Source organism: Neobacillus sp. DHD-1R (genome assembly GCF_057747995.1).
Genome location: NZ_CM173232.1, coordinates 3,304,703 through 3,319,451, shown reverse-complemented (window position 1 = coordinate 3,319,451; position 14,749 = coordinate 3,304,703). Strand labels below are relative to the sequence as shown.

The following is a 14,749-nucleotide window of genomic DNA, read 5'->3' as shown; positions in this document are numbered from 1 at the left end:
CCCTTATTTTTAAGCAGTGGGTATTCCAACACAAAGAGTCAGACCCTTTGTGTTGGAATATCCTCAATTTAATCTATTTACAATGATTCATGGAAAGTTCGGTTAATAACATCAAGCTGCTGCTCTTTTGTTAGTTTAATAAAGTTTACTGCATATCCAGAAACACGAATGGTTAACTGTGGATATAGTTCAGGATGTTCCATCGCATCTAATAATGTTTCTTTATTAAAGACGTTAACATTTAGATGATGTCCTTCTTTGATAGAATAGCCATCAAGAATGGAAACTAAGTTGCGAATTTGACTGTCTTCTTCTTTACCTAAAGCCTTAGGAACGATCGAGAAAGTATTAGAAATTCCGTCCATTGCATATGCGTATGGAAGTTTAGCAACAGAAGAAAGTGATGCCAATGTTCCTTTTGTATCACGGCCATGCATTGGGTTAGCACCTGGTGCAAATGGTTCACCAGCACGGCGTCCGTCTGGGGTGTTACCTGTTTTCTTACCATAAACTACATTTGATGTAATCGTAAGTACTGACAAGGTATGAACAGATTCCCGGTAAGTAACGTGTTTCCGCAGTTTTTTCATAAAGGTTTTAACAATTTCAACAGCAATGTTGTCGACACGGTCATCATTGTTACCGTATTTAGGGAAATCACCTGTAATTTCAAAGTCTACTGCAAGCCCGTTTTCATCACGAAGGACTTTCACTTCGCCATACTTGATCGCACTTAAAGAGTCAGCTGCAACACTTAAACCAGCGATTCCAGTTGCCATTGTTCTTAGTATTTTGGTATCATGTAATGCCATTTCAATTCGTTCGTAACTGTATTTATCGTGCATATAGTGAATAACATTTAAGGTATTAATGTATAATCCAGCTAACCAATCCATCATTAAATCAAATTTTTCCATTACTTCATCATAATTTAACACATCAGAAGTAATTGGTCGATAAAGTGGACCAACTTGAATTTTTAATCTTTCATCAACGCCGCCGTTAATGGCGTATAATAGAGCCTTTGCAAGGTTAGCGCGAGCACCGAAGAACTGCATTTGTTTGCCAATTTCCATAGCAGATACACAGCAGGCAATTCCGTAATCGTCACCATATTCAGGTCGCATAATATCATCGTTTTCATATTGGATTGCACTAGTTTTGATCGAAACTTTAGCGCAATACTGTTTAAAGTTTTCAGGTAAACGAGAAGACCATAAAACTGTTAAGTTAGGTTCTGGTGCTGGTCCTAAGTTATCTAATGTATGAAGGAAACGGAAAGAGTTCTTCGTAACAAGTGAACGTTCATCGTTTGCCATACCACCAATGGATTCTGTTACCCATGTTGGGTCACCACTAAATAATTCATTATAATCTGGTGTGCGTGCGAATTTAACAAGACGAAGTTTCATGATGAAATGATCAACAATTTCCTGAACTTCCATTTCTGTTAATGTACCGTTTTGTAGGTCTCTTTCGACGTAAATATCTAAGAAAGTAGAAACACGGCCAAGGCTCATTGCTGCACCGTTTTGTTCTTTAACAGCCGCTAAATAACCGAAATATACCCATTGGAAAGCTTCTTGTGTATTTTGAGCCGGCTTGGAAATATCAAATCCATAGCTTTTAGCAAGTTGTTTTAATTCTTTTAATGCACGATATTGTTCTGAAAGTTCTTCGCGTAAACGCATCACATCTTCAGTCATAACACTGCTTGTATTAGCGAAATCTTTTTGTTTTTCTTTCATTAAGAAATCGACTCCATACAATGCAACCCGGCGATAGTCTCCAATAATACGTCCACGGCCATAAGCATCAGGAAGACCAGTGATAATAGCAGCCTTACGAGCAAGTCTCATTTCTTCTGTATAGGCATCAAAAACTCCTTGGTTATGGGTTTTACGATAATCAGTAAAAATCCTTTCCACTTCTGGGCTTAATTCATAACCATAAGATTCACAAGCTTGCTTTGCCATCCGAATACCACCAAAAGGCTGTAGGGAACGGTTAAACGGCTTATCAGTTTGAACACCAACTACTTTTTCAAGTTCTTCATCTAGGTAGCCAGGACCATGTGATGTAATGGTAGAAACGGTTTCAGTGTCCATCTCGAGGACACCGCCATTTTCTCGTTCTTGAGTAGTAAGGTCCATAACTTGATCCCATAGTTTTTTTGTCGCTTCAGTAGGGCCGGATAAGAAAGAGTCATTTCCTTGATATTCAGAGTAATTTTTTACGATAAAATCTCGAACATTAATTTCAGTTGACCATTTTCCTTTATTAAATCCTTGCCATTGTTCCATTATTTCTCACCTCTTAAGTTAGTAGAAAAAATATATAACAGATTAGCTATTTGAATCATGAGTAAAGTATAACAGCATAAATGCGATAAATATCACATTAATTGTTAAGAAATTGTGAAGGATTGAACAATAAGGGTTTTATGGGTATGAATTTGAAAATTCTATGAACAAATCTAGAAAAAACATAAAACTGTACTATAAAAAAATAACCAAAACTGAATTCTGTTATATAAGAATATACCAGCAATAGCAACGTAACAATAGTATAAAATTATGAAACAGACGCTATGATCAGATGAAAAAAGCAGGAGGGAGATTCCTGCTTTTAATCAACAACTATATATGCAATCATTGGCCCATTATGCGTTCTATCCGAGTGGATCTCGCAAATTAAACGGTACGTTCCTTCTTTATTAAATTGTAGTGGAACTACCGTCTCTTTCCCTTTTTTTACAACCCCTTTAATATTTGTTCCTTCTATATAATATGGATGGCTTTCACCATTAATTCCGTTAATTAATAGATTTACCTTTTCGCCTTTCTCAAGAATCACCGTACCAGGGTCCCAACGATATGCTTCTATTTCTTTCCCATTTTTTAATGTGGTCTTAAATTCCCCCGTCACCATGTGGATTTCACGAATTTCCTTATTTGATTGAGGATTAAAGACTGCGGTATCTCCGGATTTGAACATAAACCATGCCGAAAAACTAGCCAAAATGACTCCGATTGCTAAATAAAAAAGCAAGGTATCTTTTTTAAAAACTAAAAACTTCACGCTATACCTCCTTGATAATTTGTCCTATTTAATACATATGCTGAGTAGTCTGGAAAACTTGTCACTTTTCTATAAACTTTTATTTTTTAATATGCTTTTTTATTTAAGCTGTTAAATAGAGTGGGTGGGTTTTGGTTATTTGCGGTTGAAGACTCTATATTCTGTCAACAATAAAACTGACAATAATCCATTTTGGAATATATTTCTTTGTTTTTCCTGGTGAACAGTTTATATTAAAAACAGGAATGAAAAAATAGGTGGTAATCTTGTTGGGGATAAGAAGAGAAAAGATCTTAAAATATGCAAAATTTATTTTTCCTCTGCTCTTGTTGATTTTTGCCATAATAGAGATGAAAAAATTTACTGGAAATTTAAATAGTGAATTACTAAAAAATGAAATTAATCAATTGAATTTCTGGCTTTTATTATTTATCTTTGTGGTTACGCTAGCTGCGGTCTTACCAATGGTTTTATATGATGTCATTTTAGTAAGGATTTTAAAGGTAAAAGTCTCTAAAAGAGAACTTTTTGAACAATCGTTTATAGCAAATTCATTTTCAAACCTAATTGGGTTTGGGGGCTTGGTGGGTGCCATGCTTCGTACTTACTTTTTTCATAAGGTGGAAAAGGATAAGCGAAGACTAATTGGGGTTATTGCATCAGTTTCCCTATTTTACTTAACCGGTATTTCCGTACTATCTTGGATTGTTACGATCAGTTACCGCCATTTTCCGTTGTTTGCTGATACGAAGTGGCTCTATTTCGCTGTGTTTGGTGTGGGGTTGTATTTACCAGTTTTTCTCATTATACATATCGTTAAATCTAAAAAAGACAATCAGTCATTTATAAACCTTAATGTAAGCCTAAAACTGGTCATTGTATCAGTTATAGAATGGGTCGCTGTGTTTGTTGCTATTTATATTCTAACTAAGGTATTAGGAATCCCTATCTCATTAAAAAACCTTTTTCCCGTCTATATAGTTGCAGCATGTGCAGGCATTATCAGTATGATTCCAGGCGGACTAGGCTCATTTGATTTAGTTTTTATTTGGGGTATGCAGGATTTACAAATACCTCAGGAAAAGATCCTTGTTTTGCTCCTTTTTTACCGGATTGGGTATTACTTTATTCCCTTTTTGATTAGTTTAGGCTTGTTTGTAAAGCTTTATTGGGAAAGATGGAACAAATCCTGGAATTACTTGCCGAAAGCGATTATTCAAGGGTTTAGTCATGTTCTTTTAACAATGCTTGTATTTCTATCAGGGTTAATCCTGCTTCTTTCAGCTAGTGTACCAGGGATTATGTCAAGACTAAGGGTTGCTCAAGAACTGTTATCATTTCCGATTATTAATGTCTCACATCAACTTTCTGTAGCAGCTGGTTTTTTATTGCTAGGGTTATCACGAGGAATTGAGTATAATGTGAAAAGAACCTATGATTTGACCATGCTTGCACTGATTCTTGCTTCACTATTCTCTATTTTCAAAGGGATCGATTATGAAGAAGCTATTTTTTTAATTATTGTGGCCCTTTTACTAAGAATGTCTAAAGGACAATTTTATCGTGAAAGTTATGTTCTGACTTGGGGAAAAACCATCTTCGATGTGACAGTCATATTAATTATTACTTCAATGTATATTTTGATCGGGTATTTAAATTTACCAATCTCAAAAATATCCATGCCTGAGAAACTGTTGCCTTATGTGATTGTCGATTATCGTGATTTATTTTCAAGTGCCTTCATTGGATTGGTTATTGCGGTAGTCATCCTATCGGTGGGATATTTAATCAGTCTGCCAAAAAAGTGGAAATTAGAGAAATCAATTGGTCATGAGCAGGAGATTATTAATCATTTAACTGTGTATCAGGGAAAAGTGTTATCTCATTTAATATTTTTGCACGATAAATATGTCTTTTGGAATAAACAAAGGAATGTTTTAATTGCATTCCAAAAATATGCAGATAAGTTAGTTATCCTTGGCGATCCGATTGGAGACAAACAAGAATTATCAAACGCCATTGAGGAATTTCAAGAAATAGCCGATCTTTATGGCTTTACCCCTGTTTTTTATCAAGTAAGTGATGATATGCTGCCATATTTACATGGTCACGGTTTTGCCTTTTTTAAATTGGGAGAGGAAGCCTTTGTCGACCTTAGAAGCTTTTCACTTTTTGGAAATAAAATGAAGGGATTACGGACATTAAAAAATAAATTTAATCGTGAAAAATATAGTTTCGAATTGTTGCAGCCACCCTTTTCAACAAAATTACTGAAAGAATTAAGAGAGATTTCGGATGATTGGTTACAAGGGCGAAAAGAAAAAGGATTTTCGTTAGGTTTCTTTGATGAACATTATTTGAATAAAGCTCCCATTGCGATTGTAAGAAATGAAAATAAACAAATACAAGGGTTCATGAGCATCATGTATGTATACGACCATTACCGAACCCTTTCCGTAGACTTAATGAGAATGAGAACAAACTCACCAGCAGGCACGATCGACTTCCTTTTTCTATCGCTAATTGACTGGGCCAAGGAACAAGGGTATGAACGATTTAATATGGGCATGGCACCGTTAGCGAATGTTGGTCTTTCGAGATTTTCCTTTTTAAGTGAGAAAATTGCCGCACAAATTTTCTTGCACGGCCACTTTATTTATCACTTTAAAGGCTTACGGAAATTTAAAGAAAAATATACAAATATTTGGGAGCCTAAATATTTGGCATATCGAAAGAAATCTTCATTGCCCTTCATAATGGCTCAAATTACATTGTTAATTTCGAAAAAAAGAATATAAATTTTGACCAGTGGGTGCTCTCCCACTGGTTTTTTTATTGAAAAAGGTTTTTCCAAAGAGTATTTCATTAAATTTCCACTTTATTACTTTGAAAAATCTGATAAAATCTAATAGGAAATAACTGTATGAGTAAGGATGTGTGCTTACAATTGAAAAAAATTTTAACTTTGATTTTAACCGGATTACTCCTTTATACGAATCCATTATCATCTTTTGCTCAAGAAACAGAACCATTGGATTTAAAAAGTGAGGCTGCGGCGTTGTTAGATTCCGATACCGGTGCAATACTCTATTCAAAAAATGCTAATGAAAAAATGTATCCAGCAAGTCTAACAAAAATCGCAACGGCCATTTATGCCATTGAAAAAGGCAATTTAGACAGTCTTGCAACTGTTAGTGCGAATGCTGTACGACAAGATGGTACGCGGGTTTATTTAAATGAAGGGGAGCAGGTACCCTTAAAGAGACTCATTCAAGGGATGCTGATTAACTCGGGCAATGATGCTGCAATGGCAATCGCTGAACATTTAGATGGAAACGTTGAACAATTTGCTCAAAACCTTAATAATTTCCTAAAAACTAAGATTGGTGTGAGCAATACCCATTTCACAAATCCTAACGGCTTATTTGATGTGAACCATTATACAACGGCCATGGATTTAGCACTAATCACTAATTATGCCCTTAAAAATCCTGTATTTGCTGAAATCTTTGGAACAAAAGTGCTTGAATGGAAGGGACAGTCATGGGAGACGACGCTCTTCACACACCATAAAATGCTTAAGGGTGAGCTTCCATATCCAGGCATAACAGGTGGAAAGACAGGTTATACAACTGAAACAAAGCAAACATTAGCAACAACCGCTGATAATGGAAAAATGAGGTTGACAGCAATTGTGCTAAAGTCTGAATTAAAAAATGATAAATATAAAGATACAGCACTTTTGTTTGATTATGGGTTTAAGGGATATCGACATGCGACAATCAAACAGGGGGAATTTTTCATTAAGGATAATAAAGAATTTTATCCAGAACATGACACTGTGATAACAGAGAAAAGTGAGGGCTCTATAAAAAAGGTCAATAACATGGGAATGCTATCGATAGAGGATCAGAACGGTAAAGTTTTACAATCATTACAACTAAAATACAAAGAACCGCCAAAACCTAAGACCATAAAAGAAAAACACGAAAAACCAATGGATAAGCAACAATTACTTTTTCAAGTTAATGTTATTGTTGGCATGATGATGATGGTTTTGGTGGTTGTGTTGATCGGATTTAGAAAGAAATGGACGAGCAAATATTAAAAACTCGATGAATTGAAGAGGAAGTTTCAAACCAAAGGGTCAGACCCTTGATTTGAAACTTCCTCTTATTTGTTCGTCAAATTAGTGAGGAGCAGCATAACAAAAGATATTAATACCATTGACAGGACCAAGAGCCATGCTAATTGCATATTTCCTGATTCCATTGCAATATAAATGGCTGTGGGAGCTGTTTGTGTCTTGCCAGGGATATTGCCTGAGAACATAAAGGTGGCTCCAAATTCTCCAAGCGCTCTTGCAAAGCTCAGGATAACACCAGAAATAATGGAGCGAATTGACAATGGTAGTGTCACAAGTAAAAATACACTTATTTCATTAGCTCCATCTACTCTTGCTGCATCCTCAATATCTTTGTCGACAGCTTCAAAACCTATTTTTACGGTTTGATACATCAATGGAAAGGCGACAATGGTGGAAGCAATCACAGCAGACAATGGTGTGAACATTATGGAGCTGGAAAACAACTCTTCTATTAACGTTCCAACTGGACTATTTCTGCCAAAAAAGAATATTAATAAAAAACCAACAACCGTTGGCGGCAGCACAAGTGGAAGCAACAGGAGGGTTTCAATCAGCATTTTTCCTCTAAAGTTCCGTTTGGCTAATAATCTCCCCCAGATAATTCCGAAAACGAAGACGACAGCCACAGAAACTGACGCCACTTTTATAGATAATATAATGGGTGACAAAAATTCATTTTGTATCAAACTCATCAATCCAATACTTTATAACCATATTTTTAAAAAATTGTTCTTGCAATCATGCATTGTAAATAATCATAGAAGAGAGCTTAACGTCTTTTTATATGTATTCTTCAACCATTATATCGAAAGGTGTTCATTCCATAAAGGCGAAATCCAAAAAAAACTGCAAATAGATTGATATTCATGTTATGGCTAGTGAGCTAAAGGGGGGGATAAAGGTGGACATGGAGAAATTAAAGCAATGGATGGATATGGCCAAAAACATGCAGGGTGGTGAATTTTGGAACAACATTTTTGAACAAGATTTCACTAAGCAATTTATGAGCGATCAAGAACCACCACCTAAAGAATCAAGCACTGGTGGACCATCTGGTCGTGGTGAGAAGTCGTCTAGAGTATTCCCGGCATTCGATATATTAGAAGGGGAAAAGGACGTTATTGTGTTGATTGAACTACCCGGGGTGATGAAGGAAAACCTTGAATTAGGCCTCAATGGCAATATCCTAACCATTAAAGGCAGTGTTTTACCTATTCATCCACAATTAAAAATGACCCATTCAGAGAGGTTTTATGGTGATTTTCAGAGACAAATTTCCTTACCGGATTCTATCAGTTCTCCCCAATTGAATGCGAAATTTTGGCACGGATTATTATTTGTCAGTTATCAACGTACGATTGAAAAGGAAGAAATGATACCCATTGAATAGACATTTTCATCCTAAAGAAAAGGCATTATTCGGATATAAAAAAGACTAAAGCAAAAAGTCCTTTAGTCTTTAAATATTACTATTGCAGCTTGCTTTCTACCTGCTGACATACTTCATCAGCAGACATTCCGTTTGCATCAATGACAGAGCCTTTTATTGAGGTATCCTGCATACCCATAACATTTGAATCAAGACCTGTTACTACGCAGCAATCACAATTTTGTGCATCAGACTCCTGCTTTAATTCTACTACGTCATATCCTTTTTCCCTAAGTGCCTGTTGAATATTTGTAAGAGATTGTTCTACTCCAACTTTTGCCATACAAAACACCTCCTCCTGTAGATTATCTTGCCTCAGATTAAGGTAAATATTCCGTATAGGGATTGATAATGTTCCAAAAGATAATAGAGGAGGTGTTGTATATGGGAAAACGTAGTAAACGAAAAGCAGACCCGTCTACTATTGGTCTTAATTCACCACAAGTAGAGGGTCAAGGAACAACTACCACAGAAACAGGTTCAAGAGCTGAACCATCTTCAAGGAGAAAACAAAAAAGAAGCTAAAAAGAAGAGGATGGCTCAAGCTGTTGAGCCATCCTCGAATAATATTTTATTGATACATTTCTGCCACTTGCTTTTGGATCTCTTCGTTATCCAGATACTCATCATAATTCATTTGCTTATCCACTAAGCCCTTAGGCGTAAATTCAAAGATTCTGTTTGCAATCGTTTGAATGAACTGATGGTCATGTGAGGAAAATAGCATAGAGCCTTTAAAGTTTATTAAACCATTATTAAGAGCTGTAATGGATTCTAAGTCCAAATGGTTGGTTGGTTCATCAAGAAGAAGCACATTTGCTCCATTTAACATCATTTTAGAAAGCATACAACGAACCTTTTCTCCCCCGGACAGAACGCTTGCTTTTTTTAACACTTCTTCGCCAGAAAATAACATTCTTCCTAAAAATCCACGTAAGAAACTTTCACTATCATCTTTTGGGGAAAATTGACGAAGCCAATCCACCAGGTTTAGGTCGCTGTTCTCAAAATACTCCGAGTTATCTTTTGGAAAATAGGCTTGTGAAGTGGTGATTCCCCATTTAAATGTTCCACTATCTGCTTCCATTTCACCCATTAAAATTTTAAAAAGGGTTGTTTTTGCTACCTCATTTGTGCCAACAAGGGCGATTTTATCTCCTTTGTTCATAAAGAAGCTTATGTTATCAAGCACCTTGACGCCATCAATTGTTTTTGTCAACCCTTCGACACGTAACAAGTCATTCCCAATTTCACGTTCTGGTGTAAAACCAACAAAGGGATAACGACGAGAAGAAGGTCTGATGTCATCAAGGGTGATTTTATCTAATAGTTTTTTTCGAGACGTTGCTTGTTTTGATTTAGAGGCATTTGCACTAAACCGGGCAATAAAGGCTTGTAATTCCTTTATTTTTTCTTCTTTTTTCTTGTTAGCATCCGAGGTTAATTTCGAAGCTAATTGACTGGATTCATACCAGAAGTCATAGTTTCCAACATAGATCTGAATTTTACTAAAGTCCAAATCGGCAATATGTGTACAAACTTTATTTAAGAAATGACGATCATGGGATACCACAATAACAGTATTTTCAAAGTTAATTAAGAAATCCTCTAGCCATTGAATGGCTTTGATATCTAAGTGGTTTGTCGGCTCATCCAAAAGTAAAACATCTGGTCTGCCAAACAATGCCTGTGCTAACAAGACTTTAACCTTTTCAGAACCTGTTAAATCCGCCATCTTTTTATCATGAAGCTCTTCGCCAATTCCTAAACCTTTTAACAGAATAGCAGCTTCAGGTTCAGCTTCCCAACCGTTCAATTCAGCAAATTCACCTTCGAGTTCGGCAGCTTTCATCCCGTCCTCATCAGTGAAATTTTCTTTCATATAAATAGCGTCTTTTTCCTGCATGACTTCATACAATCTTGCGTGACCCATAATAACGGTTTTTAATACTTCAAATTCTTCGTATTCAAAATGGTTCTGTTTTAATACAGCCATCCGTTCGTTTGGTCCGAGTTGAACTGTTCCTGTTTGTGCTTCAATCTCACCAGATAAAATTTTTAAAAAAGTTGATTTACCAGCACCATTTGCTCCAATTAGTCCGTAGCAATTACCCGGTGTAAACTTGATATTTACATCTTCAAATAACTTACGGTCTCCATATCTTAAACTTACGTTACTTACTGTAATCATATTAGAAATCCTCCAGAACACAAAATATCTATTTATTATACCATTAAACAGAACGAAGAGCGAATTCTTTGAAGCGGAATAATATTTTATGAAAAATTTTCTAAAAAATTTCTTCCAAATTCACACTTTATTCATATTTTTGATGTAATATTGGTTTAAGAAGTTTAAAGAGGTGAGAAGTATGGCAAAAAAACAGCTTACTGAACTCGTCAATAAGCTAAAAAAAGCTGGAATCAAAGTAAGTTTAACAAAACCAAAGTCCAATTACCTTTTATCCTTGCAGAAAATTAAACAATTTCCATCCGTGAATTAAATATGAAAGTGAGTAGGGCATTGGCACTCCTCTAATCAATGGAATCATCTACATTTGAAATACGATCATTTATAGGGAAAAGCGTTTAATCCAGGGGACTAACCGCTTTTTTTATTATTCAATTTTATCTAAGATCTTATCATAAACATCTTGTTTATTAAATTCTTTTCCCATTGGAAACTTTGCAATAAATGTATTGTTTTTATCCACAAGGTAAGTAAACGTAGAATGGATGAATTGCCCATTTCCAGGGTCTTTATATTGGAATTGTAAGGCATCAGTAATTTTTCTTAGTTCTGTTTGCGCTTCTTTAATTTTTCGTTTTTCCCCGGTTAAAAAAACCCAATCCTCATCATCTTGGATTCCAAAACCTTGCTTGTATTCTTGTAAAATCTCCGGCGTGTCGCGATAGGGATCAATTGTTATTGTAACAAATTCAATGCCTTTTCCATAAACCCCTTTATTCATTAAGTCCTTTTTCAATTCAACCATCTTTTGAGTCGTGGTTGGACATACATCAGGACAATGAGTGTAAATGAATTCAATTAACTTTAATTTGGTCTTATCCTTGCCGAAAATATATGTATCACCATTTTGATCGACTAAAGTGGCATCTTTTGGAACTGCTGCATTTGCATCTCGAATAAGAAAAAAAGAAATTCCTCCGGCAATTCCTAACAAAATGGCAAGACCGCAAATAAGATAGATTTTTTTCATAATGATCCCTCCTATCAATAAGATAATGAAGTTTTTCGAAAAAAGATATGGATATTATGTGAACAAAAGAAGATGCAACCTATTCAGAATTCCTTTATACTGTATTATAATATTTATTTTGAAAAATCGGACTATTTGAGAGGAAGATTGGAGGCTAAGCATGGTAAAAAAAGTTTGGAGGTTTATTATTCAATTGCTCATTCTTTTTGCAATCTATCAGATAGGGAATTCTACGGCCCGTTTCTTTCATTTGCAAATTCTTAGCAATGTCTATCAGTTTGCTCGGTTTATTACCAAAAAAATATCCGTCACCATTAACCAGTCCTGTATTCCTCAGTACCATTTTAATACTTGTTCAAAATTGGTCATCCATTTGCACGCGGATTAGCAATTGGTACAATTTCTCATGCTATTGGTACGGTTGAGGCAGTAAAAGAAGGGGAGATCCAGGGCGCTGTTTCCGGAGCCGCTATGGGGGTTGCGGCGCTATTAACTTCGGTCATCATCCCGTACATAATTCATTTTATATTATAAGAAGGTTATTTTTTAGGTAATATGCCTGTTGACAAATAAAACCAATTACCTTATTCTTTAGAAGAATTTAATTTTTCTAATAAGGGAGTATGTTTTATGTTAGGTGTCGTTCTTAACTAATCCAATCAATTGGATAGTTTCATTCCATTAAACTCGTTCATTTTTACGAATGAAGGGCTTATTTAGTGATGGACTGAAGTTAAGAACAATGGGCACGCATAAGCATACATCATTTTCCAATGTAGCTGTGTACACTCGTGTAGACAGTTTTTATTTTGGGCATTTTTGTATGAAAATTGAGTAGAGTAGCTACTCATCACTTTTGGCCGCAATGACATTGTTCATTGCGGCTTATTTCATTTTAGGAGGAAATATCGTGAATCAACATACCTTTAACACACTGGATTTTGAGAAGATTAAGGAAGCTATTGTAGGGTTTGCTTTAACGAATGAAGGTAAAGGAAAAATTAGAGGCCTGACACCATCTATTAATAAGAAGCAAATTGAAGCCTGGCTTGACGAACTTTCAGAAGCTGTTGAGATCTTGAAAAAAAGTGCAAGTGTACCTGTTCATGGTCTTGATGGGTTGGAGGTTTTACTAAATAATTTAAATAAAGGTATAGCCTTAAGGGTCGATCAGCTCGGAAAACTAAATGATTTTTTAGAGTGCTGTGGGAAGATGCGGCGTTACATGAAGGACAAAGAATATTATGCCCCAAGGGTTTCCGCCTATGTGGTGGTAATTGATGAATTACCTGAACTTGCGTCGGAAATCAACCGTTGCATCCGTAATGGAAGGGTTGATGATTATGCAAGCAAGGAATTATTAAAAATTAGGAAACAAATCGCTATTCAAGAAGAGCGGTTGAAAGAAAAGACTATGCAGCTGATTCGTTCCAATAAGTATAAGACCTTCTTGCAAGAAAATGTAATAAGTCAACGAAATGGCAGATTTGTCATTCCTATCAAAAAAGAATATCGGAATAAAATAAAGGGAACAGTGCTTGATACATCTGCTTCAGGATCAACTCTTTTTATCGAGCCAGAGGAAATTGCCATCTACCAAGATCAGTTAACATGGTTTATCAATGATGAAGAGGTTGAAATACAAAAAATTCTAACCTATTTAACAGGGTTGGTAGAGGAAAAAGAGCAGCAAATCCGGCTGGCAGTTGAAACGATGGTCCATTATGATTTTTTATTTGCAAAAGCTAAGTATTGCCGATCAATTAATGCAGTCAAAGTAAGCATTAATGAAGCAAAGGAAATGAATTTAATTCAAGCTAGACACCCGCTTTTAGATGACAAAGCTGTTCCACTCTCCTTTAAAATGAGTAAACAAGAACAGGCATTAGTAATCACAGGTCCCAATACTGGTGGGAAAACGGTAACAATCAAAACGGTGGGTTTGTTAACATTAATGGTCCAATGTGGACTTCATATTCCTGCTTCCGAGGAAAGTAATTTAAGAATCTTTGATCGGATATTAGTTGATATAGGCGACGGGCAAAGCATCACAGAAAATTTAAGTACGTTTAGTTCTCGAATCGTTAATATAATCGAAATCCTGAAAGATACCAATGATCGCACATTAACTTTATTAGATGAACTCGGTTCAGGAACTGACCCAGGGGAAGGCATGGGCCTTGCGACAGCCATTCTCGAAACACTTTATGATAAGGGTGCAACCATTCTGGCAACGACACATTATAGTGAGATAAAGGAGTTTGCTGAAACACATCAAGGCTTTTTAAATGGCTCAATGGAATTTGATTTAACTACTTTAAGTCCGACATATCGTCTTATATTGGGCAGAGGGGGAGAAAGCCAAGCATTTGCTATCGCATTAAAGCTGGGAATGCACCCTAGGATCATTGAAAGGGCACATAAGATCACCTATAAAGAAGCGAAACAGTATCAAACCGAAATGACAGAAACATGGAGACTCAAAGAATTAGAAAAGCAAGTAATTATCAATAAATATCAAAATCGGAAAAAGTCTTTCCCGCCGAGTATTGACATTCCAAATTATCAACAAGGGGATAATGTAAAGGTCTCCCCTACAAATGAGTTGGGTATTGTTTATACTGGCCCAGATCAACTTGGAAATTATATTGTCCAAATAAAGGGAGAAAAATTGTCTGTCAATCATAAAAGAATCCAGTTATATATTGCCGCTAAAGAGCTTTATCCCGATGATTATGATTTTGAAATTATTTTTCAGTCAAAAGAAAATCGCAAGAAAAGTAAACTTCTATCAAAAGGACATCATGAAGATATTACAGTTGAATATAAAGAAGACAACAGATTACTCTAATAATGTGTGAATAACGTCTA

Annotated in this window: 14 protein-coding genes; 8 read left to right on the top strand and 6 right to left on the bottom strand. The window is 35.7% G+C overall.

Annotated features, from left to right (window positions below; genetic code table 11):
* Nucleotides 1–77: 77 nt before the first annotated feature.
* A complete protein-coding gene (gene pflB, locus AC3ANL_RS16150; protein ID WP_488325437.1) occupies nucleotides 78–2,303 on the bottom strand; it encodes a formate C-acetyltransferase in 2,226 nt (741 codons plus the stop codon).
* 325 nt (nucleotides 2,304–2,628) lie between these two features.
* Entirely contained in the window at nucleotides 2,629–3,081 is a 453-nt protein-coding gene (locus AC3ANL_RS16145; RefSeq protein ID WP_488325436.1) for a cupredoxin domain-containing protein, read from the bottom strand.
* Nucleotides 3,082–3,350: 269 nt separating this feature from the next.
* Here AC3ANL_RS16145 and mprF point away from each other — a divergent pair, with 269 nt between their 5' ends.
* Both mprF and AC3ANL_RS16135 read left to right on the top strand, forming a co-directional pair.
* The gene (mprF, locus tag AC3ANL_RS16140; RefSeq protein ID WP_488325435.1) at nucleotides 3,351–5,879 is read left to right on the top strand and encodes a bifunctional lysylphosphatidylglycerol flippase/synthetase MprF; all 2,529 of its coding nucleotides are present in this window, start codon (nucleotides 3,351–3,353) and stop codon (nucleotides 5,877–5,879) included.
* 125 nt (nucleotides 5,880–6,004) lie between these two features.
* The gene (locus AC3ANL_RS16135; RefSeq protein ID WP_488325434.1) at nucleotides 6,005–7,189 is read left to right on the top strand and encodes a D-alanyl-D-alanine carboxypeptidase family protein; all 1,185 of its coding nucleotides are present in this window, start codon (nucleotides 6,005–6,007) and stop codon (nucleotides 7,187–7,189) included.
* Nucleotides 7,190–7,254: 65 nt separating this feature from the next.
* On the opposite strand, the gene modB is transcribed toward AC3ANL_RS16135, so the two are convergent.
* Nucleotides 7,255–7,920: a molybdate ABC transporter permease subunit gene (modB, locus tag AC3ANL_RS16130; protein WP_488325433.1), complete on the bottom strand. Its 666-nt coding sequence runs from the start codon at nucleotides 7,918–7,920 to the stop codon at nucleotides 7,255–7,257.
* Nucleotides 7,921–8,135: 215 nt separating this feature from the next.
* On the opposite strand from modB, the gene AC3ANL_RS16125 reads away from it, so the two are divergent.
* Complete coding sequence (locus tag AC3ANL_RS16125) at nucleotides 8,136–8,618, top strand: Hsp20/alpha crystallin family protein (protein ID WP_488329746.1); 483 nt, start codon at nucleotides 8,136–8,138, stop codon at nucleotides 8,616–8,618.
* A gap of 79 nt (nucleotides 8,619–8,697) precedes the next feature.
* On the opposite strand, the gene AC3ANL_RS16120 is transcribed toward AC3ANL_RS16125, so the two are convergent.
* Nucleotides 8,698–8,940, bottom strand: a complete 243-nt coding sequence (locus AC3ANL_RS16120; RefSeq protein WP_488325432.1) for a YkuS family protein — start codon at nucleotides 8,938–8,940, stop codon at nucleotides 8,698–8,700.
* Between the two features lie 101 nt (nucleotides 8,941–9,041).
* Between AC3ANL_RS16120 and AC3ANL_RS16115 the strand changes: the two genes are divergently transcribed.
* Nucleotides 9,042–9,182 (top strand): YuzL family protein, encoded by a 141-nt coding sequence (locus AC3ANL_RS16115; RefSeq protein ID WP_488325431.1) that lies wholly within the window; start codon nucleotides 9,042–9,044, stop codon nucleotides 9,180–9,182.
* 46 nt (nucleotides 9,183–9,228) lie between these two features.
* Here AC3ANL_RS16115 and AC3ANL_RS16110 read toward each other — a convergent pair whose 3' ends face one another.
* Complete coding sequence (locus AC3ANL_RS16110) at nucleotides 9,229–10,848, bottom strand: ABC-F family ATP-binding cassette domain-containing protein (RefSeq protein ID WP_488325430.1); 1,620 nt, start codon at nucleotides 10,846–10,848, stop codon at nucleotides 9,229–9,231.
* Between the two features lie 181 nt (nucleotides 10,849–11,029).
* Between AC3ANL_RS16110 and AC3ANL_RS16105 the strand changes: the two genes are divergently transcribed.
* Nucleotides 11,030–11,161: a hypothetical protein gene (locus AC3ANL_RS16105; protein WP_488325429.1), complete on the top strand. Its 132-nt coding sequence runs from the start codon at nucleotides 11,030–11,032 to the stop codon at nucleotides 11,159–11,161.
* Nucleotides 11,162–11,275: 114 nt separating this feature from the next.
* On the opposite strand, the gene AC3ANL_RS16100 is transcribed toward AC3ANL_RS16105, so the two are convergent.
* The gene (locus AC3ANL_RS16100; RefSeq protein ID WP_488325428.1) at nucleotides 11,276–11,878 is read right to left on the bottom strand and encodes an SCO family protein; all 603 of its coding nucleotides are present in this window, start codon (nucleotides 11,876–11,878) and stop codon (nucleotides 11,276–11,278) included.
* 160 nt (nucleotides 11,879–12,038) lie between these two features.
* Here AC3ANL_RS16100 and AC3ANL_RS16095 point away from each other — a divergent pair, with 160 nt between their 5' ends.
* The 3 genes from AC3ANL_RS16095 to AC3ANL_RS16085 all read left to right on the top strand — a co-directional run bounded on the left by AC3ANL_RS16095 (nucleotide 12,039) and on the right by AC3ANL_RS16085 (nucleotide 14,729).
* Nucleotides 12,039–12,266 carry a hypothetical protein gene (locus tag AC3ANL_RS16095; RefSeq protein WP_488329850.1) on the top strand — a complete coding sequence of 76 codons (228 nt, stop codon included), beginning with the start codon at nucleotides 12,039–12,041 and terminating at the stop codon, nucleotides 12,264–12,266.
* Nucleotides 12,230–12,412 carry an LrgB family protein gene (locus tag AC3ANL_RS16090; protein WP_488325427.1) on the top strand — a complete coding sequence of 61 codons (183 nt, stop codon included), beginning with the start codon at nucleotides 12,230–12,232 and terminating at the stop codon, nucleotides 12,410–12,412. The genes AC3ANL_RS16095 and AC3ANL_RS16090 overlap by 37 nt, the downstream gene beginning before the upstream one ends.
* A gap of 376 nt (nucleotides 12,413–12,788) precedes the next feature.
* On the top strand, nucleotides 12,789–14,729 hold the full coding sequence (locus tag AC3ANL_RS16085) for an endonuclease MutS2 (protein WP_488325426.1): 1,941 nt from the start codon (nucleotides 12,789–12,791) through the stop codon (nucleotides 14,727–14,729).
* Nucleotides 14,730–14,749 lie beyond the last annotated feature (20 nt).

Excerpts from the sequence above, each read along its gene's own strand:
- pflB (WP_488325437.1), bottom strand. The coding sequence starts at position 2,303 with ATGGAACAATGGCAAGGATTTAATAAAGGAAAATGGTCAACTGAAATT.
- AC3ANL_RS16135 (WP_488325434.1), top strand. The coding sequence starts at position 6,005 with ATGAGTAAGGATGTGTGCTTACAATTGAAAAAAATTTTAACTTTGATT.
- AC3ANL_RS16100 (WP_488325428.1), bottom strand. The coding sequence starts at position 11,878 with ATGAAAAAAATCTATCTTATTTGCGGTCTTGCCATTTTGTTAGGAATT.
- modB (WP_488325433.1), bottom strand. The coding sequence starts at position 7,920 with ATGAGTTTGATACAAAATGAATTTTTGTCACCCATTATATTATCTATA.
- AC3ANL_RS16115 (WP_488325431.1), top strand. The coding sequence starts at position 9,042 with ATGGGAAAACGTAGTAAACGAAAAGCAGACCCGTCTACTATTGGTCTT.
- AC3ANL_RS16120 (WP_488325432.1), bottom strand. The coding sequence starts at position 8,940 with ATGGCAAAAGTTGGAGTAGAACAATCTCTTACAAATATTCAACAGGCA.
- AC3ANL_RS16095 (WP_488329850.1), top strand. The coding sequence starts at position 12,039 with ATGGTAAAAAAAGTTTGGAGGTTTATTATTCAATTGCTCATTCTTTTT.
- AC3ANL_RS16125 (WP_488329746.1), top strand. The coding sequence starts at position 8,136 with ATGGAGAAATTAAAGCAATGGATGGATATGGCCAAAAACATGCAGGGT.
- AC3ANL_RS16105 (WP_488325429.1), top strand. The coding sequence starts at position 11,030 with ATGGCAAAAAAACAGCTTACTGAACTCGTCAATAAGCTAAAAAAAGCT.
- AC3ANL_RS16110 (WP_488325430.1), bottom strand. The coding sequence starts at position 10,848 with ATGATTACAGTAAGTAACGTAAGTTTAAGATATGGAGACCGTAAGTTA.